The sequence below is a fragment of the Streptomyces sp. NPDC042100 genome (assembly GCF_055582325.1).
The window spans coordinates 320273-346371 of record NZ_JBVJDK010000005.1 but is presented as its reverse complement, the minus strand read 5'-3'; the positions used below and the strand labels follow the sequence as shown (position 1 = coordinate 346371).

The following is a 26099-nucleotide window of genomic DNA, read 5'->3' as shown; positions in this document are numbered from 1 at the left end:
CATCAACGTTTCTGGGGAGGTCGGCGCATGCAGTTCCGGCAGTCGAGCAAGCTGAGCGAGGTCTGCTACGAGATCCGCGGCCCGGTCATCGAGCACGCCAACGCCCTGGAGGAGGCGGGTCACAGCGTTCTGCGCCTCAATACCGGAAACCCCGCGCTCTTCGGCTTCGAGGCGCCCGAGGAGATCGTCCAGGACATGATCCGGATGCTTCCGAAGGCCCACGGCTACACCGATTCGCGCGGCATCCTCTCCGCCCGCCGCGCGGTCGCCCAGCGCTACCAGTCCATGGGGCTGCGGGACGTCGACGTCGACGACGTCTACCTCGGCAACGGGGTCTCCGAGCTGGTGTCGATGGCCGTCCAGGCGCTCCTGGAGGACGGCGACGAGGTCCTGATCCCGGCCCCCGACTTCCCCCTGTGGACGGCGGTCACGACCCTCGCGGGCGGCAAGGCCGTGCACTACCTGTGCGACGAGTCCGCCGACTGGTACCCCGACCTCGACGACATGGCCGCGAAGATCACCGACCGGACCCGCGCCGTCGTGATCATCAACCCGAACAACCCCACGGGCGCGGTGTATCCGAAGGAGATCGTCGAGGGCATCCTCGACCTCGCCCGCCGGCACGGCCTGATGGTCTTCGCCGACGAGATCTACGACCAGATCGTCTACGACGACGCCGTCCACTACCCGGCCGCCTCGCTCGCCCCGGACCTGGTCGTCCTCACCTTCGGCGGCCTCTCGAAGACGTACCGGGTCGCGGGCTTCCGCTCCGGCTGGCTGGTCGTGACCGGCCCCCGCGAGCACGCCCGCAGCTATCTGGAGGGCCTGACGATGCTGGCCTCCATGCGGCTCTGCCCCAACGCCCCCGCGCAGTACGCCATCCAGGCCGCGCTCGGCGGCCGGCAGTCGATCCACGAGCTCACCGCCCCCGGCGGACGGCTGCGCGAACAGCGCGACCGGGCCTGGGAGAAGCTGAACGAGATCCCCGGCGTCTCCTGCGTCAAGCCGAAGGGCGCCCTCTACGCCTTCCCGCGCCTCGACCCCGCCGTCCACAAGATCCACGACGACGAGCGCTTCGTGCTCGACCTGCTGCTCCGGGAGAAGATCCAGGTCGTGCAGGGCACCGGCTTCAACTGGCCGCGCCCGGACCACTTCCGCATCCTCACCCTGCCGTACGCGGACGACCTCGACGCCGCCATCAGCCGCATCGGACGCTTCCTGAGCTCCTACCGTCAGTGACCCCGGGACACGGCCGGAACCCGGACCACGGGCAGGGCCTGAACCCCGGGCGGGATCCCGGGCAGGACCACGGCGGGCCCCGGGAACGGCGGCGGGTCCGAGGGCGTAGCCGGCCCCCGGACCCTGGTGATGCCGCTCCTCTTCACACGCCGGCACGGTTGAGGACCCGGGTCAGTCGTCATTGCGTCGCGTCCTGCCATTGGACCACCGCCGATCGAAGCTCGGCGGACCAGATTCGAACTGGCATTTCGACGCACCAGGGCCCGGGCCCGGTCGATCCGGCGATGAGCGGCGCATGCTGAGTCTGGAGCGAGAGTCTGAGATTGATCGCGGTCGCCTCTGCCTGCTTGGGCCACCCCGGCACGGTGAGCGCCGGGAGGAGGATTCGAACCCCCACTGGAACCGCGTTCGTCACGACAAGGCTCAGCTTCAGCTTTGCGCTCCTCGCGCACCCCGGCCGCGCTCGCGGCCGGGGAGTTCATGGTCGGGCTACCCGAAGAGGTAGCCGAAGACGGCGTCGCCGACACGCCGGTCGGTGACCTCCCCGCCGTTCGCCTCCTCGCGGGCGAACTTGACAGCCTGCTGGAGCTTCTCGACCCGCTCCACCAGCTCGTTCACCCGCCGGGCGGGCAGCGCGCCGGAGAACTTCACGGTCGTCCAGTACCCCACCGGGATGTCCTCGTAGTACACCTCGACCTGCGCCGGGTGCTTCTCCGTCGCCTCCGCCTTGACGTGGTTGCGGGGCACCTTCTTCGTACGGACCGTGCGGACCGGCTCGGTCTTCCACGCGTCGGTCGACGGGTCCTGCGTCCACGACTCGGCGGCGTCGAGGACCGGCAGCTTGCGGACGAAGGTGAGGATGTCCGTCAACTGCTTCTCCAGGAAGAGCAGATACCCGACGGGCACCCCGTCCACCAGCACCCGCCCGTCGACGGTGATGTCGGCGCGGGCCTCGCAGTTCGCCCAGTCCTTGGTGGCGGTGACGTCGAAGAGTCGGGTCAGCGTCCGCGCGGTCTCGCGCAGCACGTCCTCGGCCTTGACCTGCACCAGCGTCGACTCGGGCGGAAGCTGCTCGCCCTCCTCGTCCTTCGGCTGGTACGTACGGGAGATGCCCGCCAGCAGGCCCGGCTTCTGGAGTCCGTGGTGGGCGGTGGTCAGGTCCTGATGCGCCCGGGACTTGACGCCTTTCTCTACTGCGATGATCTGATTGAGTTTCGTTGCCACGCGACCGACCCTAGAGGGCGGCGCTCGGCGAATCGAACTGTTTTTCCTGCCGGTTGGCGGCACGCGCCGACGGGGCGTCGGGGCCGCGTCGAGAGTGCGAGGAGCGAATCCGTCATGGATGCGGCGCTGATAGCCGTCGTCGGAACCCTGCTGGGCGTGGTCGCCACGCACTGGTTCCAGGGCCGGGCCACCGAGCGGACGGCGGCCCTGGCCAGGACCGAACAGCTGCGGCAGGAGCGGATCGCGACCTACAGCGCGTTCGCGGGCGCGGTCGTCGACTACCGGCACAGCCAGAACGACCGCTGGTTCCGGGCGCGTCTGGAACCGGGCTCCGAGGAGGCGGAGGAGTCCCGGCACGCCTCCTACCGACAGCGCACGGTCGCCCGCCAGGCCCTCTTCCGGGTCCAGTTGGTCTGCGACGACCCGCGCACCCGCCAACTCGCCGAGGACGCCTTCGAGGTGACCCACTGCATGCACGAGGCGGCGGACGACGAGGAGCGCGGCGTGCGCTCGGAACGGGCGAAGGAGGCCCTGGCCCGCTTCATCTCGTCGGCGGCACCGGGAGTCCGCTGACCCCGGACCGGGGAGGGAGTGCGAGGGGACGCGAGGGGATCCAGGGGGACGCGAGGGGATACGGGCATCGCCCCCGTCCCGTACGGGTAGGAGGTCCTCGTGGATCTCGTCGCCCCCGTCGTCGTCGAACCGCTCAAGCGGCGCCGCTGCTCGGAGTGCCGCCGGGGGCCGCTCGACCGGGTGATCGTCGAGTACGGCTCCTTCGTCTGCCTCGACTGCGCCGACCTCGGCCACCTCGTCTTCCTGCGCCGCGGCGACACCGCGCTGACCCGCAGGGCCCGCGAGGGCAGCGCGCTGTGGGCGGTGGTGGTCCGCCACAACAGACGGCGCACCCGGTACGAGCGCCAGGGCCTGCTCGTCGAGGAGGCGGCGCTGCGGCGCGCGGAGACCGCCTGCCTCGCGGACGCGGAGGCGCGGGCGCGGCGCCGGGCCCGCGACGCGGAGCGCCGGGCCGGGCGGGACGCGCTGATCACGGCGGCGCTGGAGGAGGAGATCCTGCGCCTGTTCCCGGGCTGCCCGGCCGACCGGGCGGCCGAGATCGCCGGGCACGCCTCGACGAAGGGCAGCGGCCGGGTCGGGCGCACGGCCGCCGGCCGCTCACTGGACCGGGGCGCGGTCACGGCCGCGGTGCGGGCCGCCGTGCGGCACGTGGACACCGACTACGACACGCTGCTGATGACCGGGATCCCCCGGCACCAGGCCCGGACGAGGGTCGCGCCCGCCATCGAGGCGGTGCTCCGGGCCTGGCGTACCGGCTGAGCGGGCGCGCGAGAGGCGTCCGGGTCAGCCCTGCTCGCCCGCGCGGCGGGCCCTGCGGTACATCAGCGCGCCGCCGAGGAGCAGCGCGGCGGCGGCCGGGGCGGCGAGGCCGACCGCGTCCGAGCCGGTGCTGGCGAGCTGGACCGAGCTGGACTGCGGGGCCGGGGCGGGCGGCACCTCGTCGCCCTTGCTCGGGGCGGGCGGCACGTGGCGCGGCGGGGTGGGCGGGCGGGGCGTCGGGTGCTCGTCGCAGGGCTCGTCGGACGGACCGTTGACGGCGGTGTTGCCGAAGGCCGGGTTGCCGATGCCGACGACGTTCAGCGAGTTGCCGCTGAGGTTGACCGGGAGGTCGATCGGGAGCTGGAGCCCGTTGCCGGAGAGCACGCCGGGCGAGCCCTTGGCGAGGCCCTCGGCGGTCGCGCCGCCCCCGTTGGAGGAGCCGCCGGTCCGCCCGCCGTGGTCGGAGGAGCCGGCGCGCGGGGTGCCCGGCAGGTCCTTGTGAGCGGGGCCGCGGCCCTCGGAGCCGCGTCCCGACGGCGCCGAGGAGCGGTTCTCACAGCCGTTGCCGAACGCCGGGTTGAGCAGTCCGACGACGTTGACGGTGTTCCCGCAGAGGTTGACCGGGGCGTGCACGGGCAGCTGAACTGCGTTGCCGGAGCCCACCCCCGGCGAGCCGACCGCGGCACCCTGGGCCGCGGAGTCGGCGTGGGCGGCGCCCGCCGAGAGCGCGAGCGCGCCACCGGTGACCAACAGTGTGGCCAGACCACTTCGGCGAATCTGCCTCATGGCTTCCTGCCTTCCGGATGTCTTCACGGGCAGTCGCCCGTACCCGAAATAACGCCATCCGTGAGGTGCCCGGCTCCGACCGATGACGGGTTTCACTCCATCGAGCGAGTGTGGCGCGATGGATCATGTCCCGACGTCGGGGGTTCGCGGAGCGTTACCGTGACGCGGGAGGGGGTCGGGGTGACCGTGGGGCTGGAGCGACTACGGGCCGGCAGGGCCGGACGCGGACCGCCGGCGGACCCACGAGGGCGTCCGCACCGTGCTGTTCGCCGTCCGCAACGTGATCCCGGCGACCCGGCTGAGGGAACGCGCGGCGCGGGACGGGCGGATCCGGCGGTCACAGCGAGCCACAGCGGCGAACTCCGTTCATCACAAGGGAAGTTGACCATCTTCTCACACGGCGGCGGCCTGTCGGGCGGTCACCTCCCGAGCAGGGTGGTGACGACACCGACCGGGTCGGCCTCCGGGGTGCCGCGCGGCCACCAGTCCTCGCGGTCGAGGTCCGATTCGTAGCCGTACCAAAGGCCGTCGCGGCCGAAGCGGAGCTGGAGGGAGCGGGTGGAGAGCCGGTTGCGCCAGGGCCGGAAGGCCGGGTGCTCGGCGGCGAGCAGGGCGGGCCGGGCGCGGTCGAAGGGCCCGGCAGGCGGGTCCCAGGGCTCTTCGAGGACCGCGAGCCCGGCCGGTCCGCCCTGGCGCCAGGCGGCCACCGCGCGGGCCAGGTCGGTCGGGGTGCGGTCGAGGGCGTGGGACAGGTCGCGGTAGAGGGCGCGGGTGGAGGCGGTGAGCCCGGAACCGGGGTGGGCCGCGGCCAGCCGTACGGCGTCCTGCCAGGGGGTGAGCGCGGCGACGGGGTCCCGGCCGGTGGCGAGGAAGGCGTGGGCGCGGGCCGCGGCCTCGCCGGCGAGGAGGTCGAGGGCGAGCGGGTCGGGGGCTTCCGGATCGGCGGGGAAGACGGCGGGCCGGCCGGGCTCGGCGGGGACGGGCAGCGGCGGCGGCAGCGGCGGCAGGCCGCGCCCGGTGAGCGGGGCGAGCGCGGCGCGGGCGGGGACGGTGGGGAGGTCAGGGGCGGTGCCGGGGCGCTCGGCGGCGGACCGGGTCGCGTTGCGCCGGGTGAGATCGGCGAGGAGCTCCTGTTCGCCGCGGCCCCGCATGAGGAACAGGACGAAGGGGTCCTCGTCGAGGAGCCGGGCGGCCTGGTAGCAGAGGGCGGCGGCGTGCTTGCAGGGGTAGCCGTCGTCGGGGCAGGAGCAGTCGGGGACGAGGTCGCCGGGGGCGGGCAGCAGTCCGGTGACGACCTCCAGGGCGTGCGGGACGTCCTTGTCGAGGAGGGCGGCGATGTGCTCGGGGCGGGCGGCGGCCTGGTCGAGGAAGCTCTCCCAGTCGTCGTCGCCGAGGGTCCGCAGCCGGATCTCGGTGCGGTACGGGCGCGGTCTGCTGCCGTGCACGTAGGCGACGACCCGGCCCGGTGTGACGGTGATCGCGTCCACGTGGCCGCGCTGGGCGTACGTCCTGCCGCGGGCGAGCCTGGCCTGGTCGAGCGCGGTGCCCTCCAGGGACTCGACCCAGGCGTTGCCCCACCAGGTCGCGGCGAACCGTCCGTCGGGCGCCTTGCGCGGGGCGAGCTGGGGGAAGGTCCGGCGCCGGTCGTCGTGGCGGGGCAGGGCGGGGGGCGTGCGCGAGGACCGGGTGCGGGCGAGGGCCTCGGCGGGCCGGGGGGAGGGGCGGCGGGCGCCGGGGGTCATGACGGCCTCCTCAGGGACACCAGGTCGGCCAGCTCGCGGTCGGTCAGTTCGGTCAGGGCGGCCTCGCCGCCGCCGAGGACGGCGTCGGCGAGGGCCCGCTTGGCGCGCAGCATCTCCGCGATGCGGTCCTCGACCGTGCCCTCGGCGATCAGGCGGTGCACCTGGACGGGCTGGGTCTGCCCGATGCGGTAGGCCCGGTCAGTGGCCTGCTCCTCGACCGCCGGGTTCCACCAGCGGTCGTAGTGCACGACGTGCCCGGCCCGGGTGAGGTTGAGGCCCGTGCCGGCGGCCTTGAGGGAGAGCAGGAAGACGGGGACCTCGCCGGCCTGGAAGCGGTCCACCATGCGCTCCCGCTCGGGCACGGGCGTGCCGCCGTGCAGGAGTTGGGCGTCGACGCCGCGGGCGGCGAGGTGGTCGGCGAGCAGCCGGGCCATCGACACGTACTGCGTGAAGACGAGGACCGCGCCGTCCTCGGCGAGGATCGTGTCGAGGAGCTCGTCGAGGAGGGCGAGCTTCCCGGAGCGCCCGGAGAGCCGCACGGCCCCGGCGCCCGCGCCGCTGGTGCCGCGGTTTCCCGGGGAGCGCTCCTTCAGATACTGGGCGGGGTGGTTGCAGATCTGCTTGAGCGAGGTCAGCAGCTTCATGATCAGTCCGCGCCGGGCCATGCCCTCGGACTCCTCGATCCGCGCCATGGTCTCGCGCACGACGGCCTCGTAGAGCGTGGCCTGCTCGCGGGTGAGGGCCACGGGGTGGTCGGACTCGGTCTTGGGCGGCAGCTCGGGCGCGATGCCGGGGTCGGACTTGCGCCGACGCAGCAGGAAGGGCCGGACCAGCCGGGCGAGCCGCTCGACCGCCTCCTCGTTGCCGATCTCCTCGTGGTTCTCCACCGCGCGGGCGTGCCGGGAGCGGAAGGCCTTCAGGGGGCCGAGGAGGCCGGGGGTGGTCCAGTCGAGCAGCGCCCACAGCTCGGAGAGGTTGTTCTCCACCGGGGTGCCGGTGAGGGCGACCCGGGCGGGCGCCGGGATCGTGCGCAGGGCCTTGGCCGTCGCCGAGAAGGGGTTCTTGACGTGCTGGGCCTCGTCGGCGACGACCATGCCCCAGTCCTGCCCGGCGAGCCGGTCGGCGCTGGTGCGCAGGGTGCCGTAGGTGGTGAGGACGAAGCCGCCGTCGAGCCCGTCGAGGGTGCGGTCGGCGCCGTGGAAGCGGCGGACGGGGACGCCGGGGGCGAAGCGGCGGATCTCGCGCTGCCAGTTGCCCAGGAGCGAGGCGGGGCAGACGACGAGGGTGGGCGCGGTCCGGGCGCGCCGCAGATGGAGGGCGATGAGGGTGACGGTCTTGCCGAGGCCCATGTCGTCGGCGAGGCAGCCGCCGAGGCCGAGGGAGGTCATCAGGTCGAGCCAGGCCAGGCCGCGGAGCTGGTAGTCGCGGAGGGTGGCGTCGAGGCCGGGCGGCGGGGGCACCTCCCCGGGTCCGGCCAGCAGCCGGTCGCGCAGCGCGGCGAGGGCGCCGACGGGCACGGCGGGGACGGTCTCGCCGTCCACCTCCGCGGTGCCGCCGAGGGCGACGGCGAGCGCGTCGACCGGCTCCAGGAGGCCCAGCTCCCGCTTGCGGGCCTTGCGGACGAGGGCGGGGTCCACCACGACCCACTGGTCGCGGAGCCGGACGACGGGGCGGTGGGCCTCGGCCAGGGCGTCCATCTCACGCTCGGTGAGAGGGTCGCCGTCGAGCGCGAGCTGCCAGTTGAAGCGGAGCAGTTCCTCGCTGTCGAAGAAGGAGGTGCCGTCGGTGGCGGAGCCGGGCGCGGAGCGGGCGGGGCGGACGACGGCGGAGGCGCTGAGCGAGCGGGCGAGGTCGCGGGGCCAGTGGACGACGACCCCGGCGTCGGCGAGCCGGGGGGCGGCGGGGCCGAGGAGCTCGTACAGCTCGTCCTCGGTGATCGGCAGGACGTCGGGCACGTCCCGCTCCAGGAGGCGGCCGAGCGGCGGCCAGACGCGGGCGGCGCGGCGCAGGGCGAGGACGGCGTCGATCCGCGCGCGGGGGCCGAAGTGCTCGTGGCCGTCGCCCGCCCACAGGGCGGCGGCGTCGATGACGAGGGTGGGGTCGGCGAGGCTGTGCACCTGGAGCAGCACGGCCGCGGCCTGCCGCCCGGCCGCCTCCTCCGGCTGGTCCGCGACGTCGAAGAGCTCGAACTTCGAGAGGTCGAGGCGGAGCGAGACGCGGACGCCCGCGTCCATGCCGGCGGCGGCCTCGGCCGCCCAGGCGCGCGCCCGGGGCAGGTGGACGGCCTCCCGCGCGGCGAACGGCCTGCCGACCGCGTGGGGAGCGGCGGGAGTGCGGGGCAGGGTGTCGGCGACCGCGTCGAGGAAGGCCCTGACCAGGGCCTCCGGCTCGGGCAGGCGCAGCGGTCCACGCCCGGAGCCGGGGCCCTGAACGGGCGTGGCGTGTGCCTCGTAGGGCATGGCGGCGGCGATGGCCCGCAGGTGCGCGATGTCGTCCGCGTCGAGCGGCCCGGCCCGCCAGGCGTCGTGGTCGTCGGCGGTCAGCCCGGGCAGCAGCCGGCCGCGGGCGATCAGGTGCAGGGCGTGCAGGGCGGCGGCGCCCCAGCAGGCCGCCGCGGGGTGCGCGGCCGGGTGGTGGCGGGCAGCGGCCAGGAGGGGCAGGGCCTCGGCGACGGGCAGGAACAGGGCGGGCACGGTCCGGCCGCGTGCCCCGGTCCCGTGGCGGCGCGCGACGGTCAGCTCGCCGCTCGTGGCGGCGCCCGGCCCGGCCCCGGCAGGGGCGAGCCGCCCGGGATCCGGCAGCGGGGCGCCTTCGGGGGACCAGAAGGCGATCCGGCCCTCGCGGGGCAGGGCGGCGGGCAGGAAGACGGCGGCGGCGCCGAGCAGGGACTCGTTCACGGCACTCCTCACCTCCCGTTCCGCGACGGAACTCCGACTGGACCTCCGACCATACGGGTGGGGTCTGACAACAGAGTGTCACGGCGCATCGCCCGGACGGCCCAACCGGACATGACGACCGGTCCCGGAGGGGGCACGGTGGCCAGGAACAGGCTTCCGCCGCCAGTCTCCGACAGACGAGGATCCCGCCATGTCCCTTCGCCGGCGTCTCACCATCGCCACCGGGGCCGCCCTGCTCGCCCTCACCGTCACGGGCTGTTCGGGGCTCGGCCGCAGCATGGTCGGCACGCTCTCGTACGAGACCGGGCGGGAGCTGGTGGTGACGGTGACGAGTCCGTCCGTGAAGGGCTGCCACCGGCTGGCGCCGTCGGGCGCGACGCGGGTCGAGAACAACACGCTGGTGGACATCCAGCTGTACCGGACCCGCGACTGCAAGGGCGAGAAGCCGATCTACGTGGCGACGAACACGGGGAACACGATCGCGCCGGGCAGCCTGCCCTGGCGCAGCTACAACGTCATCCACTGACAGGGACCGGGGCCCGGGCCGCCGGGAAGGCGGGCTCCGCTTCCGGTTCGCGCGCCGCGGGTGGATGCTGGAAGGACCTGGGGGCCGCCTGGGGAGATGTCGGCGTCATGCGTACAGGGAGCGAACCGGTGACCGCGCGCAGTCCGCTGCGGCTGCGGTTGCTGCTGAGCCTGTGGGGGCTGCTGTGGGCCGGTTTCGGCACCACGGTCTTCGCGCTGCTGGCCCGGCCCGGCTGGGCCGCGGCCTGCGGGGTGCTGTTCGTGGTGGCCGCCGTCGACCTGGTGATGGTCGTACGGCATCTGCGGCAGGGCCCGCACTGGCAGCCGGGGCGGGACGTCCCCCCGTACGAGCCCGATCACGGCGAGCGGCGGCGCTGACGCCTTCCCGGACCGGTCCGGGAGGGACCGGTCCGGGATCGCCCTCCGACCGGCGGTGGCCGTCAGTCGGCTTCCGCGCCGAAACGGGCCGCCTCCAGGTACTCGGGCTTGGGGTCGAGAGCGGCGGCGAGCCGGAAGTGGCGCATGGCCAGCTCGGGGCGGCCGGAGCGCTGGAAGGTGCGGGCGAGCGCGAAGTGCGCGAAGGCGTTGTCCGGCTCGCGCTCCAGGACCAGCTCGAACTCCAGCTCGGCGGGGCGGAGCTGGGCGGCGGCGAAGAACGCGCGGGCGCGCAGCAGGCGGGCCGCGGTGTTCTCGGGATGGGCGGCGATCACCGAGTCGAGCAGCTTGACGGCACCTCGCGGGTCCCGGGCGGCCAGCAACTGCTCGGCGGCACGGAAGTCGATGACGTGGGTCTCCGGGTTCCTCTCGGCCACAGTGGCGTCCTTCCCTCGCTCCGGCGGTTCAACAAGCGGGCACGGTGGCCGTATTCCACGGGAACCCGAGCGTGCGCGAGCCCCCGAGCAGCTCATCTCTACCCATTCCTCGGGCACTTGCGAACCGCCGCGCTCCCCCGGTCTTCACCACTCGCCCAAGGGGCCGGGCGCGGCCGGCACCGACCGTCACGGGGCCCCGGCGGCACGGACCGTCACGGGGCCCCGGCGGCGCGCTCCTTGAGCGCCTCCCAGATCTTGCGCACCTGGGGCTCCAGCTGCTCCAGCGGGCCGTTGTTGTCGATCACCACGTCGGCGATCTCCCGCCGCTGCGCGCGGTCGGCCTGGGCCGCCATCCGCGCCCTGGCCTCGTCCTCGGTCATGCCGCGCAGCCGGACGAGCCGGTCGAGCTGGGTCTCGGGGGAGGCCTCCACCACGACGACGACGTCGTAGAGGGGTGCCAGGCCGTTCTCGGTGAGCAGCGGGACGTCGTGGACGACGACGTCCCCGGCCGTGGCCCGCGCCTCCAGTTCGGCGGAGCGGGCGCCGACGAGCGGGTGCACGATCGCGTTGAGGGCGGCCAGGCGCTCGGGGTCGGCGAACACGACCGACCCGAGCCTGGGCCGGTCCAGGGTCCCTTCCGGGGTGAGGATCCCGGGCCCGAACTCCGCGACGACGGCTTCGAGACCTGGGGTCCCGGGCTCGACGACCTCCCGGGCGATCCGGTCGGCGTCGATCAGCACGGCCCCGTACGAGACGAACAGCCGCGACACTTCACTCTTGCCGGCGCCGATACCGCCGGTCAGGCCCACCTTCAGCATGAGCGGCAGCTTAGGTCCCACGGCCGGGCGGCTAGCCGTCGCCCTCCCGTTCGGCGAGGAAGCGCTCGAATTCGCGGCCCAGCTCGTCGGCGGAGGGCAGGTCGACGGGCTCGGCGACCAGGCTGCCGCGCGTCTCGGCGCCGGCCATCGCGTCGTACTGGTGCTCAAGTCCCTGGACGAGCGCGACGAGCTCGTCGTCGCCCTCACCGATCTGGCGCTCGATCTCGGTCTGGGTGCGGCGGGCCTCGGTGCGCAGGGAGTGCGCGACGCCGGGCAGGACCAGGCCGGTGGCCGCGGTGACGGCCTCCAGCGCGGTGAGGGCCGCGTCCGGGTACGGGGAGCGGGCCACGTAGTGCGGAACGTGGGCCGCGACGCCGAGGGTGTCGTGGCCGGACTCGCCGAGGCGGAACTCGATGAGCGACTCAGCGCTGCCGGGCACCTGGGCCTCGTCGAAGGGGCTGCGGTGGCCGGGCATGAGGTCGGTGCGGCTGCCGTGCGGGGTGAGGCCGACGGGGCGGGTGTGCGGGACGCCCATGGGGATGCCGTGGAAGTTGACGGCGAGGCGCACGCCGAGGCGCTCGACGATCTGGCGCACGGCGGCGGCGAACCGCTCCCACTCGACGTCGGGTTCGGGACCGGAGAGCACCAGGAAGGGCGCGCCGGTGGCGTCCTGGACGAGCCGGACCTCGATCACGGGCGTCTCGTACGCCGTCCAGCGGTCGCGCCGGAAGGTCAGCAGGGGCCGACGGGCCCGGTAGTCCACGAGCCGGTCGTGGTCGAAGCGGGCCACGAGCTGGTGCGGCAGGGTGTCGAGCAAGCCCTCGATGATCTGCTCACCGGTCTCTCCGGCGTCGATGTAGCCGTCGAAGTGGTAGAGCATGACCAGTCCGGCCGACTCCTGGGCCAGGGCCATGTCGACCACGGCCAGCCCCTTCTGGTCCCATTCGTACAAATCCTTGGGATCAAGCACGATTTCCGCTCCTCCTCGCGTCCTTTCTGGACAACACCGCCTGTGACGGCGCCATTCCCCGGCCGCGGATCCGGTGCGGAAAAAGACCGAGGCCCGCTCCCCCGAAGGGGAGCGGGCCTCGACGCTAGCTACTGGAGCTCAGCGGAGAGCCTGTTCAGCTCTGGCCGCCGGCCAGCTTCTCGCGCAGGGCAGCCAGGGCCTCGTCCGACGCCAGGGCGCCGGCGTTGTCGTCCGACTCCGAGGAGTACGAACCACCGGAGACACCCGCCGGGGCACCGGCCGGAGCGGCGGCGCCACCCTCGGCAGCGGCGGCCTCGTCGGCCTCGCGGGACTTGATGACCTGAGCCTGGTGCTGCTCGAAGCGCTGCTGCGCCTCGGCGTACTGGGTCTCCCAGGCCTCGCGCTGGGTCTCGTAGCCCTCGAGCCAGTCGTTGGTCTCGGGGTCGAAGCCCTCGGGGTAGATGTAGTTGCCCTGGTCGTCGTAGGACGCGGCCATGCCGTACAGGGTCGGGTCGAACTCGACCGAGGCCGGGTCGGCACCGAAGGACTCGTTGGCCTGCTTCAGCGAGAGGCTGATGCGGCGGCGCTCGAGGTCGATGTCGATGACCTTGACGAAGATCTCGTCGTTGACCTGGACGACCTGCTCCGGGATCTCCACGTGGCGCTCGGCCAGCTCGGAGATGTGGACCAGACCCTCGATGCCCTCGTCCACGCGGACGAACGCACCGAACGGAACCAGCTTCGTGACCTTACCCGGGACGACCTGGCCGATCTGGTGGGTACGGGCGAACTGCTGCCACGGGTCCTCCTGCGTCGCCTTCAGCGACAGGGAGACACGCTCGCGGTCCATGTCCACGTCGAGAACCTCGACGGTGACCTCCTGGCCGACCTCGACAACCTCGGACGGGTGGTCGATGTGCTTCCAGGACAGCTCGGAGACGTGCACGAGGCCGTCGACGCCACCCAGGTCCACGAAGGCACCGAAGTTGACGATCGAGGACACGACGCCGGAGCGGACCTGACCCTTCTGGAGGGTCGTGAGGAAGGTCTGGCGGACCTCGGACTGGGTCTGCTCGAGCCAGGCACGGCGGGACAGGACCACGTTGTTGCGGTTCTTGTCCAGCTCGATGATCTTCGCCTCGAGCTCCTTGCCCACGTAGGGCTGGAGGTCGCGGACGCGACGCATCTCGACCAGGGAGGCCGGGAGGAAGCCGCGGAGGCCGATGTCGAGGATGAGACCACCCTTGACGACCTCGATGACGGTACCGGTGACGATGCCGTCCTCTTCCTTGATCTTCTCGATGGTGCCCCAGGCGCGCTCGTACTGGGCACGCTTCTTCGAGAGGATCAGGCGGCCTTCCTTGTCCTCCTTCTGGAGAACCAGGGCCTCGATCTCGTCGCCGACCTTGACGACCTCGTTGGGGTCGACGTCGTGCTTGATCGAGAGCTCGCGGCTCGGGATGACACCTTCGGTCTTGTAACCGATGTCGAGCAGGACCTCGTCCCGGTCGACCTTCACGATGACGCCGTCGACGATGTCGCCGTCGTTGAAGTACTTGATCGTCTCGTCGATCGCGGCGAGGAAGGCTTCCTCGTTACCGATGTCGTTGACCGCAACCTGCGGGGTGGTGCTGGTGGCGGTGGTCTCGGTGCTGCTCGTCATGTGGGAAAGGGCTCCGGTTACGGACAGAAAGTCGTAGGTACTGCTACGCCGAAAGCCCGTATCGCAGCTGATGAAGCCGGCCAGCCAAAGAAGCGCGTCTCCCGTGACCGGGAAGCGCCTCGAAAACCGAGGGGACATACAACAGATGCGAGCGCGACCTGCTCCGTCTGAGGCGCGCAGGCTCGCAACGCAACCTTTAGCATACGGGGGCGGCCGGACAGGGTCAATGCGCGAAGCGCTCACCCGGGGCGGATCACCGCAAACCCGGCACAACTCATGGCGGCCCAGGCCTTCCTGGCCGGGGGTGCCGCGCCGCAGCACTGAGCGCAAACTACATCGGCGGGCGAGATGAACCAAGAGTACGGACAGGAAGACGGCCCCGGGGACGAGCCGGAGGCGACCCGGCGCGAGACGGGGGACGCGGAGAGCAGTCGGGCGAGCAGGGGCTGGTGGGACCGGAACGCCGACGAGTACCAGACCGAGCACGGGGCCTTCCTCGGCGACGACCGCTTCGTCTGGGGGCCCGAGGGCCTCGACGAGGAGGACGCGGGGCTGCTCGGCCCGGCCGGCTCGTTGAAGGGGATGGACGTCCTGGAGATCGGCGCGGGCGCGGCGCAGTGCTCGCGCTGGCTGGCGGCGCGGGGGGCCCGGCCGGTGGCCCTGGACCTCTCGCACCGGCAGCTCCAGCACGCGCTGCGGATCGGCGGCGAGGTGCCGCTGGTGGAGGCGGACGCGGGGGCGCTGCCGTTCCGCGACGGCTCCTTCGACCTGGCGTGCTCGGCGTACGGGGCGGTGCCGTTCGTGGCCGACCCGGTGCGGGTCTTCCGCGAGGTCCGGCGGGTGCTGCGGCCGGGCGGCCGGTGGGTGTTCTCGGTGACGCACCCGATCCGCTGGGCGTTCCCGGACGAGCCGGGGCCGGAGGGCCTGTCGGTCGCGGCCTCCTATTTCGACCGGACGCCGTACGTGGAGCAGGACGAGCGGGGGCGGGCGGTGTACGTGGAGCACCACCGGACGCTCGGCGACCGGGTGCGGGACGTGGTCGCGGGCGGCTTCCGCCTGGTGGACCTGGTCGAGCCGGAGTGGCCGGAGTGGAACAGCCAGGAGTGGGGCGGCTGGTCCCCGCTGCGGGGCAACCTGATCCCGGGCACGGCGATCTTCGTCTGCGAGCGGGCGGAGGACTGAGGGGGCTGAGGGGCTGAGGCAGGGCCGAGGCGCGGGGATGGGGCGGGGCTGAGGCGGGGCTGAGGCGGGGCCTGGGCCGGGGCGGCTCGGCAGCCGGGCGGGCCCGGTAATAGTCCTACTAATAGGTGGGGCCTGTGGACAGCCGCGCACGCCGGTCGGCGGGGCGTACGAGACTGAGTCCGTGATCCGAAACGACGCACTCGACCTGCTTCCCGTCCGCCATGCCGTCCCCGAGCTGCTGACCGCGCTCGCGGAGCGCGGCAGCGCGGTGCTGTACGCCCCGCCCGGGACCGGCAAGACCACGCTGGTCCCGCTGGCCCTCGCGGGGCTCATAGGGGACGAGCCGCGGCGGCGGGTGCTGGTGGCCGAGCCGCGTCGGATGGCGGTGCGGGCTGCCGCCCGGCGGATGGCGTGGCTGCTCGGCGAGGAGGTCGGCGGGACGGTCGGCTTCTCCGTGCGGGGCGAGCGGCGGGCCGGGCCGGCCACCCGGGTCGAGGTGGTGACCACGGGCATCCTGCTCCAGCGGCTCCAGCGCGATCCGGAGCTGGGCGGGGTGGAGGTGGTGCTCCTCGACGAGTGCCACGAGCGGCATCTGGACGCGGACACGGCGATGGCGTTCCTGGTGGACGTGCGGGCGACGCTGCGGCCGGAGCTGAAGCTGATCGCCGCCTCGGCGACGAGCGACGCGGAGGCCTGGGCGGAGCTGCTGACCGTGCTGGACGGCGGCGGGCCCGCGCCGATCGTGCGGGGCACGGGCGAGGGGCACGGGTACGCGGTCCGGTTCGCCGCGCCGCCCGCCGGGATCCGGCCCGCCCACGGCACCCGGGTGGACCCGGCGCTGCTGCGGCACGTGGCGGCGACGGTGCGGGAGGCCCTGGGGCGGCACGAGGGCGACCTCCTCTGCTTCCTGCCGGGCACGGGGGAGATCGCGCGGACGGCGGGCCTGCTCGCGGACCTGGACGCCGACGTCCTCCAGCTGCACGGGCGGGCGCCCGCCTCGGTGCAGGACGCGGTGCTGCGGGGCGCGGGTCCCGGCGGGCGGCGCCGGGTGGTGCTGGCGACCTCGGTGGCGGAGTCCAGCCTGACGGTGCCGGGCGTGCGGATCGTGGTCGACTCCGGGCTGGCGCGGGAGCCGCGGATGGACCATGCCCGGGGGCTGGGCTCGCTGGCGACGGTCCCGGTGTCGGTGGCGGCGGCGACGCAGCGGGCCGGCCGGTCGGGGCGCGAGGCCCCGGGAGTGGTCTACCGCTGCTGGGCGGAGGCGGAGGACGGGGCGCGGGCGCGGTTCCCCTCCCCCGAGATCCGCGTCTCGGACCTGGCGGACTTCGCGCTGCGCGCGGCCTGCTGGGGCGACCCGGCGGGCACCGGGCTCGCGCTGCTCGACGCGCCGCCGGCCGGGGCGATGGCGGCGGCGTGGGCGGTGCTGACGGCGATCGGCGCCGTGGACGGGGAGGGCCGGGCGACGGACCGGGGGGTGCGGATGTCCCGGCTGGGCCTGCATCCTCGGCTGGGGCGGGCGCTGCTGGACGGGGCGGCCGAGGTGGGGGCGCGGCGGGCGGCGGAGGTGGTGGCCCTGCTGAGCGAGGAGCCGCCGCGGGAGTACGGGGACGATCTGGCGGCGGCCTGGCGCGAGGCGCGCAAGGGCGGCGACGGGTACGCGGCCCGCTGGAAGGCCGAGGTGCGGCGGCTGGAGCGCGCGGTGGGAGAGGAGACGGGCGGGCGGCCCGGGGCCGGGGCGGCGGGCGAGGACGCGGCGGCCGGGATCGTGACCGCGCTGGCCTTCCCGGAGCGGGTGGCCAGGGCCCGGGAGCAGGGCGGGTATCTGATGGTGTCGGGGACGGGCGCCGGGCTCTCGGAGGGCTCGGGGCTGCGGTCCAGCCCCTGGCTCGCGGTGGCGGTGGCGGACCGTACGGCGCAGAGCGCCACGGCCCGGGTGCGGCTGGCGGCCGTGGTGGACGAGGGGATGGCGCGGGAGGCGGCGGGGCGGCTGTTCGCGTCGGGTGAGGAGGTGCGCTGGGAAGACGGGGACGTGGTGGCCCGCGCGGTGGACCGGCTCGGCGCGGTGGAGCTGACCGTGCGCCCGCTGCGGGACGGCGCCGATCCGGTGCTGGTGCGGGCGGCGCTGCTGGAGGGGCTGGCCCGGGAGGGTCTGTCGCTGCTGCGGTGGAGCCAGGGGGCGACGGAGCTGCGGAGCAGACTGGCCTTTCTGCACCGGGAGTTGGGCGAGCCGTGGCCGGACGTGGCGGAGGAGGCGCTGCTGGGCCGGGCGGAGGAATGGCTGGAGCCGGAGCTGTCGCGGGCGCGGCGGCGGGCGGATCTGGGGCGCGTCGACGCGGGGCAGGGGCTCCAGCGGCTGCTGCCGTGGGCGTCGGGCGAGGCGGGGCGGCTGGACGAGCTGGCGCCGGAGCGGATCGAGGTGCCGAGCGGTTCGCGGATCCGGGTGGAGTACGGCGGGGAGCGGCCGGTGCTGGCGGTGAAGCTCCAGGAGATGTTCGGCCTCGCGGAGACGCCCCGGGTGGCGGGGGTCCCGGTCCAGGTGCACCTGCTGTCCCCGGCGGGGCGGCCGGCGGCGGTGACGGCGGACCTGGCGTCGTTCTGGCGGGAGGGGTACCGCTCGGTGCGGGCGGAGCTGCGGGGGCGCTACCCCAAGCACCCGTGGCCGGAGGACCCGTCGGCGGCGGAGCCCACCCGGCACACGAGCGCCCGGCAGCGCTCGCTCAGGCCGGAGCGGTGAAGGGGCCGGGGCCGGGGTCCGGGCCGGGGCCTTGAGCCGGTCCCGGGTCCGGGTCCGTACCGAGGTCCGCGTCCGGCCCGGGTTCCTCGGCCGAGGGCTCAGGGGTTCGGGGGCGGCGGGAGCGGGCTTCGAGCCAGAGGGAGAGGGCGAGGAGGAGGAGAGCCAGGAGGGAGAAGGTCCAGGGGAGGTAGGAGACGACCATGAGGACGGCGAGGCGGTTGGACTTGACCAGGGCGCCGACGCTCTCGATGTAGTCCTCGCGCATCTTCACGTGGCCCGCGAAGACGGTGATGGTGTCCTGGCCCATCAGGGCCTTGGCGTTGCGGAGCTCCTCGGTGTGGATCTCCTCGCCGTTGACGGGGGCGCCGGTGACCGGGTCCACCCAGAACATGCGCTTCGTGGTGTACCAGCGGGTGAGGCCGGTCTGGGCGAGGACCTCGGGGGTGATGCCCTTGATGGGCATCGACTTGGGCATGGGGACCTTCGTCCAGGGGACGGTCTGCTCGAAGTAGTAGACCTCCATGCCCCGGAAGGTGCGGGTGCCCTTGTAGTGGATGGGGGCGGAGGTGCGGGTCTGGGCGTCGAAGTACTGGTAGTCCCGCTTCTCGACGAGGAAGGGCCACTTGAACTCGATGCCCGTGCGCCGGACCGGGTCGCCGTCGACCATCTCACCGGTGGCGTTGACGGGATCCTGGGTGTGGGCGTCGAAGACGTAGCGCTCGGGGATCTTGGAGACCATCTTGCCGTCGGGTCCGGCGACATAGGAGAGGGAGTCCCAGACGACGACGTCGCGCCCGGCGTCGCGCTCGATCCGGCGGGACTCCTCCACGTTGCCCTTGAGGGTCTGGATGATCGTGATCTTGTCGACCTTCTCGGCCTTGAAGGTCGAGTAGTTGAGCAGGGTCGCGGGCTTCGCCTCCAGGATCGTCACCTGGTACTGGTTCGACGGGATCTTCACCACGCGGGGGAAGACGTACCACCGCAGGGTGGGGACCATCGCGGCGAAGAAGACGGCGAGCGAGAGCAGGACGAGGCTGGCTCGGCGGCGCATGGTCGGCCCTCCCTACTTCTCGGGGCCGGGCTCGGCGGTCAGCAGGGGCTTGGGCGAGGTGGGGCCTTCCGGCGGCAGGTCGACCAGAGTGAGGAACAGGACGATCAGCAGGACCGGGACCAGCCCGATGGCGGCGGCTGCTAGGGCGCGCATGGTCGGCCTCCCGGCGCTGGATCTGATAGGTCGTCAGGGCGGGGGCACCGTAGCAACGCGACCGCGAGATGAGAACACGTTGCACTCAGAACGACGGACGCCGCCCCCGTGTCCTGCGCGGACAAGGGGGCGGCGGAGAGGAGCCGAAGGGGAGGTGGAGCGGATGTCAGGAGCTCGGCGTGGCCTCCGGGGCGCCCGAGGACTGCGACGCGGAGGGCGTCGGAGTCGGGGTCGGCGTGGGGGTCGGCTCCGGGGCGGGCTCGGTGACCTTCAGGGTGACGGTCAGCACCCCGCCGCCGGGCGCGGTCAGCCGGAGCTGGTAGCTGCCGGCCTTCCCGTCCGCGTAGATCTTCGGCAGCGTGAGGAGGCCCTCGGCGTTCGTCCGCAGGCCCGTGAGGGTGTGCACGGCGGTGCCGTCCGCGGCCTTGAAGAAGGGACCTTCGGTGGCCGGCTGCGGATTGTCGCCCGCGGTGACGAAGGTGGCGGTGAGGAGGACACCGGAGGCGACGCCGCCGCCGACGGTGGCCTTCACCTGCACCTGGTCGGCGAACTCGGCGCCGGCGACGGCTTCGAGCTCCTTGGCGTCGAGCCGGGTGAGCTTGTCGGCGCTCCGCTCGGTGACCGTACCGGCGATCGGGACGGCGGCGAGGGTGCGGCCGACGACCGCGGCGCTGACGGTGAAGCCACCGGTCCGCTCGCCCGCCTTGAGGACGGGCGCGAGGGCCTTGCCGTTGGCGCCGGTGGTGGCGGTGAAGTCGGCGGCGCCGGTGGCGAAGCGGGCGTCGGCGTCACCGGTGATCCGGAAGCGCACCTGGACGCCGACGACCGGCTTGCCCTTGGCGTCGAGGGCCAGGACGGCCGGGCGGGTGACGAAGGTGCCGCCCGCGCTGGCGGTCAGCGTGGCGCCGGTCGCGTCCTGGATCCGCGCCACCGTGGCCGCCGGGGAGGTGGTCGGCGGGGTGGTCGGCTTCGGGGTGACGGGGGTCGTCGGCTTCGGCGGGTTCGGCTTGGGGGTGACCGGCGGGGGCGTCGTCGTGGGCGGCGGGGTGGTGCCGGGCCGGGTGACGCCGTCGTCGCTGCGGTCGCCGGGCAGCACGCCCGTGCCGTCGGGCACCTGGTGGGTGCCGCGCTTGTAGTACTCGAACCAGGAGAGCACCGTGCGCAGGTACTCGGTCGAGCGGTTGTAGCTGAGGATCGCGCGGTCCAGGTCCGCCTTGACCGCGAGGTTGCGGTCGTTGGCGCACAGGTACATGCCCGCCGCCTGGGCCGCGTCGTAGATGTTGTTGGGGTCCTTCTTCCCGTCGCCGTTGGCGTCCTGGCCCCAGGTGGCCCAGGTGGACGGGATGAACTGCATCGGGCCCACGGCGCGGTCGTGCGTGGAGTCGCCGTCGTACAGCCCGTTGTCGGTGTCCGAGATGTTGGCGAAGCCGACGCCGTTGAGGACCGGGCCGAGGATGGGCGAGTTGGTCGTGCCGTTGGCGTCGACCTGGCCGCCGCGCGCCTGTCCGGACTCGACCTTGCCGATGCCCGCGAGCAGCTGCCACGGCAGGTTGCAGTTCGGGTCCGTCGACTTGATCGACTGCTCGGCGCGCTTGTAGGCGGCGAGGACGGTCGCGGGTATGCCGGCCTCGGCCGGGCCGGTGATGACCGGCAGATTGGTGGTGGCGCCGGGCTTGTTCGGGGTGTTCAGCGGCGGCAGGTCGGTGTAGTACGGCGAGTTACCGGAGGCCGATCCGTCCGGGGGCGTCGTCGTGTCGCCGGCGCCGATCGGCGCGTCACCGCTCGCGTTGTCCGCGGGCGGGGGCGCCAGGTCCGGTGCCTGCGAGGCGGCGAGCGCGGCGACGGCCGCCGCCACCACCGCGCCGCTGGTGGCTCCCCTGCGCAGCCTGCGGCCCAAGTGCGATGCCATACGTGTGGCCCCTCCCCGTTCACCTCGTCCGCGCTCCCCGCGCGAATATCTGACCAGGTGACCCTATGCCAACTCCCGGCACGGCGGCACCGGGCCCTGACCGTGTTTCACGGTTTCGTCACCGCGTGGCCGCTCGCGGTTCCGGCCCCCGCCCCTCTTGCATACTGGGCCGCACGCCAGTCGAGGGGATCCCGGTGCCGTTCACACTCAGCCATGCCGCCGCCGTCCTGCCGGGCATCCGGGGCGACGGCCGGGCGCGCGGACCGCTGGTGGCCTCGGCGCTCGTCGCGGGCTCCTTCTCCCCCGACCTGACGTACTTCGCGGCGAGCGTCGTGCCCGGCGCGATGGAGTTCGGGAACGTCACCCACTCCCCCGTCGGCGTCGTCACCGTGGACGTGCTCATCACGGCGGCGCTGGTGGCACTGTGGCTAATGGTGCGTGAGCCGCTGCTGGGGCTGCTGCCGCGGCGGTGGAGCGGCCGGGCGTACGGGCTGCTGCGGGGGCGCCCGTGGCGGGAGCGGCGGCCGGCCGGGCTCGCGCTGTGGTTCGCGCTCTCGGCGCTGCTCGGGGCGACGACCCATGTGGTGTGGGACGCCTTCACCCATCACGGGCGCTGGGGCACCCGCGCGATCCCGTTCCTGGGCGAGCTCGCGGGCGGCTTCCCCGGCTATCTGTACGCGCAGTACGGGAGTTCGGCGCTGGCCCTGCCGCTGCTCGGCTGGTTCGTCGTCCGGGCGCTGCGGGCGGCTCCGGCCGGTGCCGAGCCGCCCGCCACGGTCCCCGTCCTCGACCGGCGCGGGCGGCTGCTCGCGGCCACCGTGATCGGGGCGTGCGTGCTGGCCGGTGCCGCCCACCGGGTGGCCCGCTTCTACGCGTACTGGGGCCGGATCGACAAGCCCCTCGACCTCGTCCCCACCGTCTGCTTCGGGGCCGGTTCGGGTCTGGCGCTCGGGCTGCTGCTGTACGGGGCGGGGATGCGGCTGCGGTCGCTCGGCCGGGCCGCCGCCGACCCGGGCGTCCGTCCTACCGCCGGACCGGGAGACCGTCCCGCAGCCACTCCGCCAGCGGGCTCCGGAGTCCGGCCGTCCGCCCCTCCGGCCGCTCGTCCGACCGCGCCCTCGACCGCCCCTCCGTCGTCGTCTTCGTCGTCGGCTCCGTCATCCCGTCCGCCGTCCCGGCCGTCCGCCCGTCCCGGCGGCGGTCCCACGGCGGGCCCGGCCGGGGGGTCCGCCGGGTCGGGGCCGCTTCCGGAGCGCTCCCGTCCGAGGTCTCGCTGATCGTCTCCCCCGGAGTGAAGCCTCGGTCCGCCGGGACGCCACCGAGGCGGCGGTGGACGGCGAGGGCGACGCCCTCCAGGGTGCGCACGCCGTACTTCATGGTCTCGTTGTCGTGGCTCAGCAGGGCGAGCCGGTAGTCGAGCCCCGTACCCCGCACGATGCCGATGCTGTGCACCCGCCAGCCGTGGGTGGCCCGGGGCAGCCAGCCGTTCTTCAGATGCACCTTCGCGCCCTTGGGTGCGCCCGCGCCGACGCCCCAGGACTGGCTGCGGATCACCTGTCCCATCAGGGTCAGGGCGGCGGGGCGCCCGGCGACGGCGGCGAGGAGGGCGAGCTGGTCGCGGGCGGTGGTGCGGGTGAGCCCCCAGTACTGGTCGTGGCCCAGCACGGTGTCGGTGGCGCCGGCCTCGCGCAGCACCCGGTTCATGCGCTCCCGGGAGAGCCCGACCCACAGGTCCGTCGCGGACTCGTTGTCGGAGCGGGTGATCATCGCCTTGAGCCGCCGGGCCTCCAGGGCGGTGGGCTCCCGGCCGAGCTCCTCGGCGCGGCCGAGCACCGCCTCCATGATGAGGACCTTCGCGATGCTGGCGGAGTCGTACGCCCGTAGCTCCGAGAGCCTGCAGCGCAGGCCCCGGCCCGGGGCGTGCACGGCGACGGAGACGGTCCCCTCGCGGCCCTTGAGGGCGGTGCGGATGTCCTGCGAGAGCCGGGTGGCGAGGGCGGGTTCGCGGGCGGAGGAGCACAGCTCGGGCGCGCGGTGGGCCGCGGCGGCCGACGGGAGGGCCAGGGCTCCGAGGGCGGTCCCCAGCACGGCCCAGACGCGCAGGCGGGGACGGTGGCGGTTGATCATGGCCCCAGTCTCGGGAGCCACCGCCGCCCGGCGCCCCCGCGCTTGGTCCACCTGGCGCAAGGGCGGGAGCGGGCCGGCGGGGGCGGGGGACCGGAGCCCGCCGCCCCGCCGTACGGCGTCAGTGCGCGGCCGAGTCCCAGTCGCGGCCGACGCCCACCGAGACGTCGAGCGGGGCGCGGAGGTCGGCGGCCCGGGACATCTGCTCGCGGACCAGGGCCTCGACCCGCTCGCGCTCGCCGGGGGCGAGCTCCAGGACGATTTCGTCGTGGACCTGGAGCAGCATCCGGGAGGCGAGGCCCGCCTCGGTGAGGGCGCGGTCCACGTTCAGCATCGCGACCTTCACGATGTCCGCCGCGGTGCCCTGGATCGGGGCGTTCAGCGCCATCCGCTCGGCGGCCTCGCGGCGCTGGCGGTTGTCGCTGTTGAGGTCCGGGAGGTAGCGGCGGCGGCCCAGCATGGTCTCCGTGTACCCCGTGGCGCGGGCCTCGTCGACGACCCGGCGCAGATAGTCGCGGACGCCGCCGAAGCGCTCGAAGTAGGTGTCCATCAGACCGCGGGCCTCGGCCGGGTCGATGCCCAGCTGCTGGGAGAGGCCGAAGGCGGAGAGCCCGTACGCCAGGCCGTACGACATGGCCTTGATCTTGCGGCGCATCTCGGCGTCGACGGCGGACCGCTCGACGCCGAAGACCTGCGAGGCGACCGTGGTGTGCAGGTCCTCGCCGGAGGCGAAGGCCTCGATCAGGCCCTCGTCCTCGGAGAGGTGGGCCATGACGCGCAGCTCGATCTGGCTGTAGTCGGCGGTCATCAGGGCCTCGAAGCCCTCGCCGACGACGAAGCCGTGCCGGATCGCGCGGCCCTCGTCGGTGCGCACCGGCACGTTCTGCAGGTTGGGGTCGGTGGAGGAGAGGCGGCCGGTGGCGGCGACGGTCTGGCTGAAGGTGGTGTGGATCCGGCCGTCGGCCGCGACGGTCTTGATCAGGCCCTCGACGGTCGAGCGGAGCCGGGCCTGCTCGCGGTGCCGGAGCATGATCACCGGGAGCTCGTGCTCGGTCTGGCCGGCCAGCCAGGCGAGGGCGTCGGCGTCCGTCGTGTAGCCGGTCTTGGTCTTCTTCGTCTTGGGAAGGTTGAGCTCGCCGAAGAAGACCTCCTGGAGCTGCTTGGGCGAGCCCAGGTTGAACTCGTGGCCGACGGAGGCGTGGGCCTCCTTCACGGCCTGCTGGACGGCGCCCGCGAACTGCTGCTCCAGGGCCTCCAGGTGGTCCCGGTCGGCGGCGATGCCGTGCCGCTCCAGGCGGGCCAGCAGGACGGACGTGGGCAGCTCCACCTCGTGCAGCAGCTCGCGCGCGCCCACCTCGGCGAGCCGCTCCTCGAAGGCGGTGCCCAGGTCGAGGACGGCGCGGGCCTGGCTCATCAGGGCCTCGGCCTCGGCGGTGTCGTCGGCGCCGAAGGCGAGCTGTCCGTCGGCAGCGGCGGCGGGGGCGAGCTCGCGGCCCAGGTACTCGATGGAGAGGGCGTCCAGGGCGAAGGAGCGGCGGCCCGGCTTGACCAGGTAGGCGGCGAGCGCGGTGTCCATGGTGACGCCGTCGACGCTCCAGCCGTGCTCGGGGAAGACCCGCATGGCGCCCTTGGCGTTGTGCAGGACCTTGGGGCGCTCCGGGTCGGCGATCCAGCCGGCCCAGGCGCGCTCGTCGGCCTCGTCGAGCTGCGCGGGGTCGAACCAGGCGGCGGCCCCGCCCGCGGCGGCGAGGGCGACCTCGGTGACGCTGCCGGTGCCGAGGGCCCAGCTGTCGACCGTGGCGACGCCGAGCGGCCCGGTGCCGTGCTCGCCGAGCCAGCCGGTGAGCTCGCCGGTGCCGAGGACGGTGAAGTCGAGCTCGACGCCCGCGGCGGGGGCCGGGGCGGCCTCCTCGGCGGCACCGGGGTCGACGGCCAGGAGCCGCTCGCGCAGCGAGGGGTTGCGGATCTCCAGGGTGTCGAGGACGAGGGCGACGGCCGCGCGGTCGTACGGCTCGCGGGCCAGGTCCAGGACGCCCTTGGGCAGCTCGACGTCGCGGACCATCTCGGTGAGGCGGCGGTTGAGCTTGACCGACTCCAGGTGGTCCCGGAAGTTCTGCCCGGCCTTGCCCTTGACCTCGTCGGCGCGCTCCACGAGCTCGGCGAAGGAGCCGAACTGGTTGATCCACTTGGCGGCGGTCTTCTCGCCGACGCCGGGGATGCCCGGGAGGTTGTCCGAGGGGTCGCCGCGCAGGGCGGCGAAGTCCGGGTACTGGTTCGGGGTGAGTCCGTACTTCTCCTGGACCTTCTCCGGGGTGAAGCGGGTCAGCTCGGAGACGCCCTTGGTCGGGTAGAGCACGGTGGTGTGGTCGGTGACCAGCTGGAAGGAGTCCCGGTCGCCGGTGACGATGAGGACCTCGAAACCGGCCGCCTCGGCCTGGGTGGCGAGGGTCGCGATGACGTCGTCGGCCTCGAAGCCGTCGACGGCGAAGCGGGGCGCGTGCATGGCGTCGAGGAGCTCGCCGATCAGCTCGACCTGCCCCTTGAACTCGTCGGGGGTCTTGGAGCGGTTCGCCTTGTACTCGGGGAACTCGTCGGACCGCCAGGTCTTGCGGGACACGTCGAAGGCGACGGCGAAGTGCGTGGGCGCCTCGTCGCGGAGCGTGTTCGCCAGCATGGACGCGAATCCGTAGATCGCGTTGGTCGGCTGCCCGGTCGCGGTGGTGAAGTTCTCCGCGGGCAGCGCGAAGAACGCCCGGTACGCCAGGGAGTGCCCGTCCATGAGGAGCAGGCGCGGACGGTTCTCTTCGGTCATATCGGTCTTCTTCGCTGCTGTCTCGGCCACGGGACGATCCTGCCACGCGCCGCTGACATTCCCGTCCACTCCACGGGTGCCGACGGGGCCTGGGCCGCTGTCGGAGGGGCGTGACAGGATCGGAGG

General features: G+C 73.7%; 20 protein-coding genes and 1 pseudogene. 8 read left to right on the top strand and 13 right to left on the bottom strand.

Annotated elements, in window-relative coordinates:
• The first annotated feature begins 27 nt into the window (after window positions 1–27).
• Entirely contained in the window at window positions 28–1239 is a 1212-nt protein-coding gene (locus ACZ6J5_RS13980) for a pyridoxal phosphate-dependent aminotransferase (RefSeq protein WP_469391054.1), read from the top strand.
• Window positions 1240–1728: 489 nt separating this feature from the next.
• On the opposite strand, the gene ACZ6J5_RS13975 is transcribed toward ACZ6J5_RS13980, so the two are convergent.
• Complete coding sequence (locus tag ACZ6J5_RS13975) at window positions 1729–2463, bottom strand: DUF7873 family protein (RefSeq protein ID WP_469391052.1); 735 nt, start codon at window positions 2461–2463, stop codon at window positions 1729–1731.
• A 114-nt stretch (window positions 2464–2577) separates the two neighbouring features.
• Between ACZ6J5_RS13975 and ACZ6J5_RS13970 the strand changes: the two genes are divergently transcribed.
• Both ACZ6J5_RS13970 and ACZ6J5_RS13965 read left to right on the top strand, forming a co-directional pair.
• Entirely contained in the window at window positions 2578–3036 is a 459-nt protein-coding gene (locus tag ACZ6J5_RS13970; RefSeq protein WP_469391051.1) for a hypothetical protein, read from the top strand.
• 99 nt (window positions 3037–3135) lie between these two features.
• Window positions 3136–3795 (top strand): DUF2293 domain-containing protein, encoded by a 660-nt coding sequence (locus ACZ6J5_RS13965; protein WP_469391049.1) that lies wholly within the window; start codon window positions 3136–3138, stop codon window positions 3793–3795.
• A gap of 24 nt (window positions 3796–3819) precedes the next feature.
• On the opposite strand, the gene ACZ6J5_RS13960 is transcribed toward ACZ6J5_RS13965, so the two are convergent.
• The 3 genes from ACZ6J5_RS13960 to ACZ6J5_RS13950 all read right to left on the bottom strand — a co-directional run bounded on the left by ACZ6J5_RS13960 (window position 3820) and on the right by ACZ6J5_RS13950 (window position 9220).
• A complete protein-coding gene (locus ACZ6J5_RS13960; protein ID WP_469391047.1) occupies window positions 3820–4581 on the bottom strand; it encodes a chaplin in 762 nt (253 codons plus the stop codon).
• Between the two features lie 419 nt (window positions 4582–5000).
• Window positions 5001–6323 carry an SWIM zinc finger family protein gene (locus ACZ6J5_RS13955; protein ID WP_469391045.1) on the bottom strand — a complete coding sequence of 441 codons (1323 nt, stop codon included), beginning with the start codon at window positions 6321–6323 and terminating at the stop codon, window positions 5001–5003.
• Complete coding sequence (locus ACZ6J5_RS13950) at window positions 6320–9220, bottom strand: DEAD/DEAH box helicase (RefSeq protein ID WP_469391044.1); 2901 nt, start codon at window positions 9218–9220, stop codon at window positions 6320–6322. Before ACZ6J5_RS13950 ends, ACZ6J5_RS13955 begins: the two co-directional genes overlap by 4 nt.
• 190 nt (window positions 9221–9410) lie before the next feature.
• Between ACZ6J5_RS13950 and ACZ6J5_RS13945 the strand changes: the two genes are divergently transcribed.
• Complete coding sequence (locus ACZ6J5_RS13945) at window positions 9411–9746, top strand: hypothetical protein (RefSeq protein WP_469391042.1); 336 nt, start codon at window positions 9411–9413, stop codon at window positions 9744–9746.
• Window positions 9747–9853: 107 nt separating this feature from the next.
• Entirely contained in the window at window positions 9854–10123 is a 270-nt protein-coding gene (locus tag ACZ6J5_RS13940) for a DUF6343 family protein (RefSeq protein ID WP_469391040.1), read from the top strand.
• A gap of 62 nt (window positions 10124–10185) precedes the next feature.
• On the opposite strand, the gene ACZ6J5_RS13935 is transcribed toward ACZ6J5_RS13940, so the two are convergent.
• The 4 genes from ACZ6J5_RS13935 to rpsA all read right to left on the bottom strand — a co-directional run bounded on the left by ACZ6J5_RS13935 (window position 10186) and on the right by rpsA (window position 14008).
• Complete coding sequence (locus ACZ6J5_RS13935; RefSeq protein ID WP_469391038.1) at window positions 10186–10557, bottom strand: tetratricopeptide repeat protein; 372 nt, start codon at window positions 10555–10557, stop codon at window positions 10186–10188.
• A 212-nt stretch (window positions 10558–10769) separates the two neighbouring features.
• A complete protein-coding gene (gene coaE, locus ACZ6J5_RS13930) occupies window positions 10770–11375 on the bottom strand; it encodes a dephospho-CoA kinase (RefSeq protein ID WP_469391036.1) in 606 nt (201 codons plus the stop codon).
• Window positions 11376–11406: 31 nt separating this feature from the next.
• Window positions 11407–12345 carry a PAC2 family protein gene (locus tag ACZ6J5_RS13925; protein WP_469391034.1) on the bottom strand — a complete coding sequence of 313 codons (939 nt, stop codon included), beginning with the start codon at window positions 12343–12345 and terminating at the stop codon, window positions 11407–11409.
• A gap of 154 nt (window positions 12346–12499) precedes the next feature.
• A complete protein-coding gene (gene rpsA / locus ACZ6J5_RS13920; RefSeq protein ID WP_359879743.1) occupies window positions 12500–14008 on the bottom strand; it encodes a 30S ribosomal protein S1 in 1509 nt (502 codons plus the stop codon).
• A gap of 348 nt (window positions 14009–14356) precedes the next feature.
• Between rpsA and ACZ6J5_RS13915 the strand changes: the two genes are divergently transcribed.
• Window positions 14357–15190: a class I SAM-dependent methyltransferase gene (locus ACZ6J5_RS13915; protein ID WP_469391032.1), complete on the top strand. Its 834-nt coding sequence runs from the start codon at window positions 14357–14359 to the stop codon at window positions 15188–15190.
• A 181-nt stretch (window positions 15191–15371) separates the two neighbouring features.
• Window positions 15372–17924: an ATP-dependent helicase HrpB gene (gene hrpB / locus ACZ6J5_RS13910; RefSeq protein ID WP_469391030.1), complete on the top strand. Its 2553-nt coding sequence runs from the start codon at window positions 15372–15374 to the stop codon at window positions 17922–17924.
• Here the strand turns inward: hrpB and pgfA are convergent.
• The 3 genes from pgfA to ACZ6J5_RS13895 all read right to left on the bottom strand — a co-directional run bounded on the left by pgfA (window position 17908) and on the right by ACZ6J5_RS13895 (window position 21037).
• Window positions 17908–18975, bottom strand: coding sequence for a cell envelope lipid trafficking protein PgfA (gene pgfA, locus ACZ6J5_RS13905; protein ID WP_469391028.1), 1068 nt, complete (start codon window positions 18973–18975; stop codon window positions 17908–17910). The genes hrpB and pgfA overlap by 17 nt on opposite strands.
• Before the next feature lie 12 nt (window positions 18976–18987).
• Entirely contained in the window at window positions 18988–19128 is a 141-nt protein-coding gene (locus ACZ6J5_RS13900; RefSeq protein ID WP_469391026.1) for an SPW_0924 family protein, read from the bottom strand.
• Window positions 19129–19294: 166 nt separating this feature from the next.
• Window positions 19295–21037, bottom strand: coding sequence for a lytic transglycosylase domain-containing protein (locus ACZ6J5_RS13895; protein ID WP_469391024.1), 1743 nt, complete (start codon window positions 21035–21037; stop codon window positions 19295–19297).
• Between the two features lie 194 nt (window positions 21038–21231).
• On the opposite strand from ACZ6J5_RS13895, the pseudogene ACZ6J5_RS13890 reads away from it, so the two are divergent.
• Window positions 21232–22059, top strand: a pseudogene (locus tag ACZ6J5_RS13890) (DUF4184 family protein); the annotation flags it as partial.
• Between the two features lies 1 nt (window position 22060).
• Here the strand turns inward: ACZ6J5_RS13890 and ACZ6J5_RS13885 are convergent.
• Both ACZ6J5_RS13885 and polA read right to left on the bottom strand, forming a co-directional pair.
• A complete protein-coding gene (locus tag ACZ6J5_RS13885) occupies window positions 22061–23164 on the bottom strand; it encodes a serine hydrolase (RefSeq protein ID WP_469391023.1) in 1104 nt (367 codons plus the stop codon).
• Window positions 23165–23282: 118 nt separating this feature from the next.
• On the bottom strand, window positions 23283–26003 hold the full coding sequence (gene polA / locus ACZ6J5_RS13880) for a DNA polymerase I (RefSeq protein ID WP_469391021.1): 2721 nt from the start codon (window positions 26001–26003) through the stop codon (window positions 23283–23285).
• Between the last annotated feature and the right edge of the window lie 96 nt (window positions 26004–26099).

Excerpts from the sequence above, each read along its gene's own strand:
- coaE (WP_469391036.1), bottom strand. The coding sequence starts at position 11,375 with ATGCTGAAGGTGGGCCTGACCGGCGGTATCGGCGCCGGCAAGAGTGAA.
- ACZ6J5_RS13970 (WP_469391051.1), top strand. The coding sequence starts at position 2,578 with ATGGATGCGGCGCTGATAGCCGTCGTCGGAACCCTGCTGGGCGTGGTC.
- ACZ6J5_RS13945 (WP_469391042.1), top strand. The coding sequence starts at position 9,411 with ATGTCCCTTCGCCGGCGTCTCACCATCGCCACCGGGGCCGCCCTGCTC.
- rpsA (WP_359879743.1), bottom strand. The coding sequence starts at position 14,008 with ATGACGAGCAGCACCGAGACCACCGCCACCAGCACCACCCCGCAGGTT.
- ACZ6J5_RS13980 (WP_469391054.1), top strand. The coding sequence starts at position 28 with ATGCAGTTCCGGCAGTCGAGCAAGCTGAGCGAGGTCTGCTACGAGATC.
- ACZ6J5_RS13955 (WP_469391045.1), bottom strand. The coding sequence starts at position 6,323 with ATGACCCCCGGCGCCCGCCGCCCCTCCCCCCGGCCCGCCGAGGCCCTC.
- ACZ6J5_RS13915 (WP_469391032.1), top strand. The coding sequence starts at position 14,357 with ATGAACCAAGAGTACGGACAGGAAGACGGCCCCGGGGACGAGCCGGAG.
- ACZ6J5_RS13885 (WP_469391023.1), bottom strand. The coding sequence starts at position 23,164 with ATGATCAACCGCCACCGTCCCCGCCTGCGCGTCTGGGCCGTGCTGGGG.
- ACZ6J5_RS13895 (WP_469391024.1), bottom strand. The coding sequence starts at position 21,037 with ATGGCATCGCACTTGGGCCGCAGGCTGCGCAGGGGAGCCACCAGCGGC.
- ACZ6J5_RS13960 (WP_469391047.1), bottom strand. The coding sequence starts at position 4,581 with ATGAGGCAGATTCGCCGAAGTGGTCTGGCCACACTGTTGGTCACCGGT.
- ACZ6J5_RS13900 (WP_469391026.1), bottom strand. The coding sequence starts at position 19,128 with ATGCGCGCCCTAGCAGCCGCCGCCATCGGGCTGGTCCCGGTCCTGCTG.
- ACZ6J5_RS13940 (WP_469391040.1), top strand. The coding sequence starts at position 9,854 with ATGCGTACAGGGAGCGAACCGGTGACCGCGCGCAGTCCGCTGCGGCTG.
- pgfA (WP_469391028.1), bottom strand. The coding sequence starts at position 18,975 with ATGCGCCGCCGAGCCAGCCTCGTCCTGCTCTCGCTCGCCGTCTTCTTC.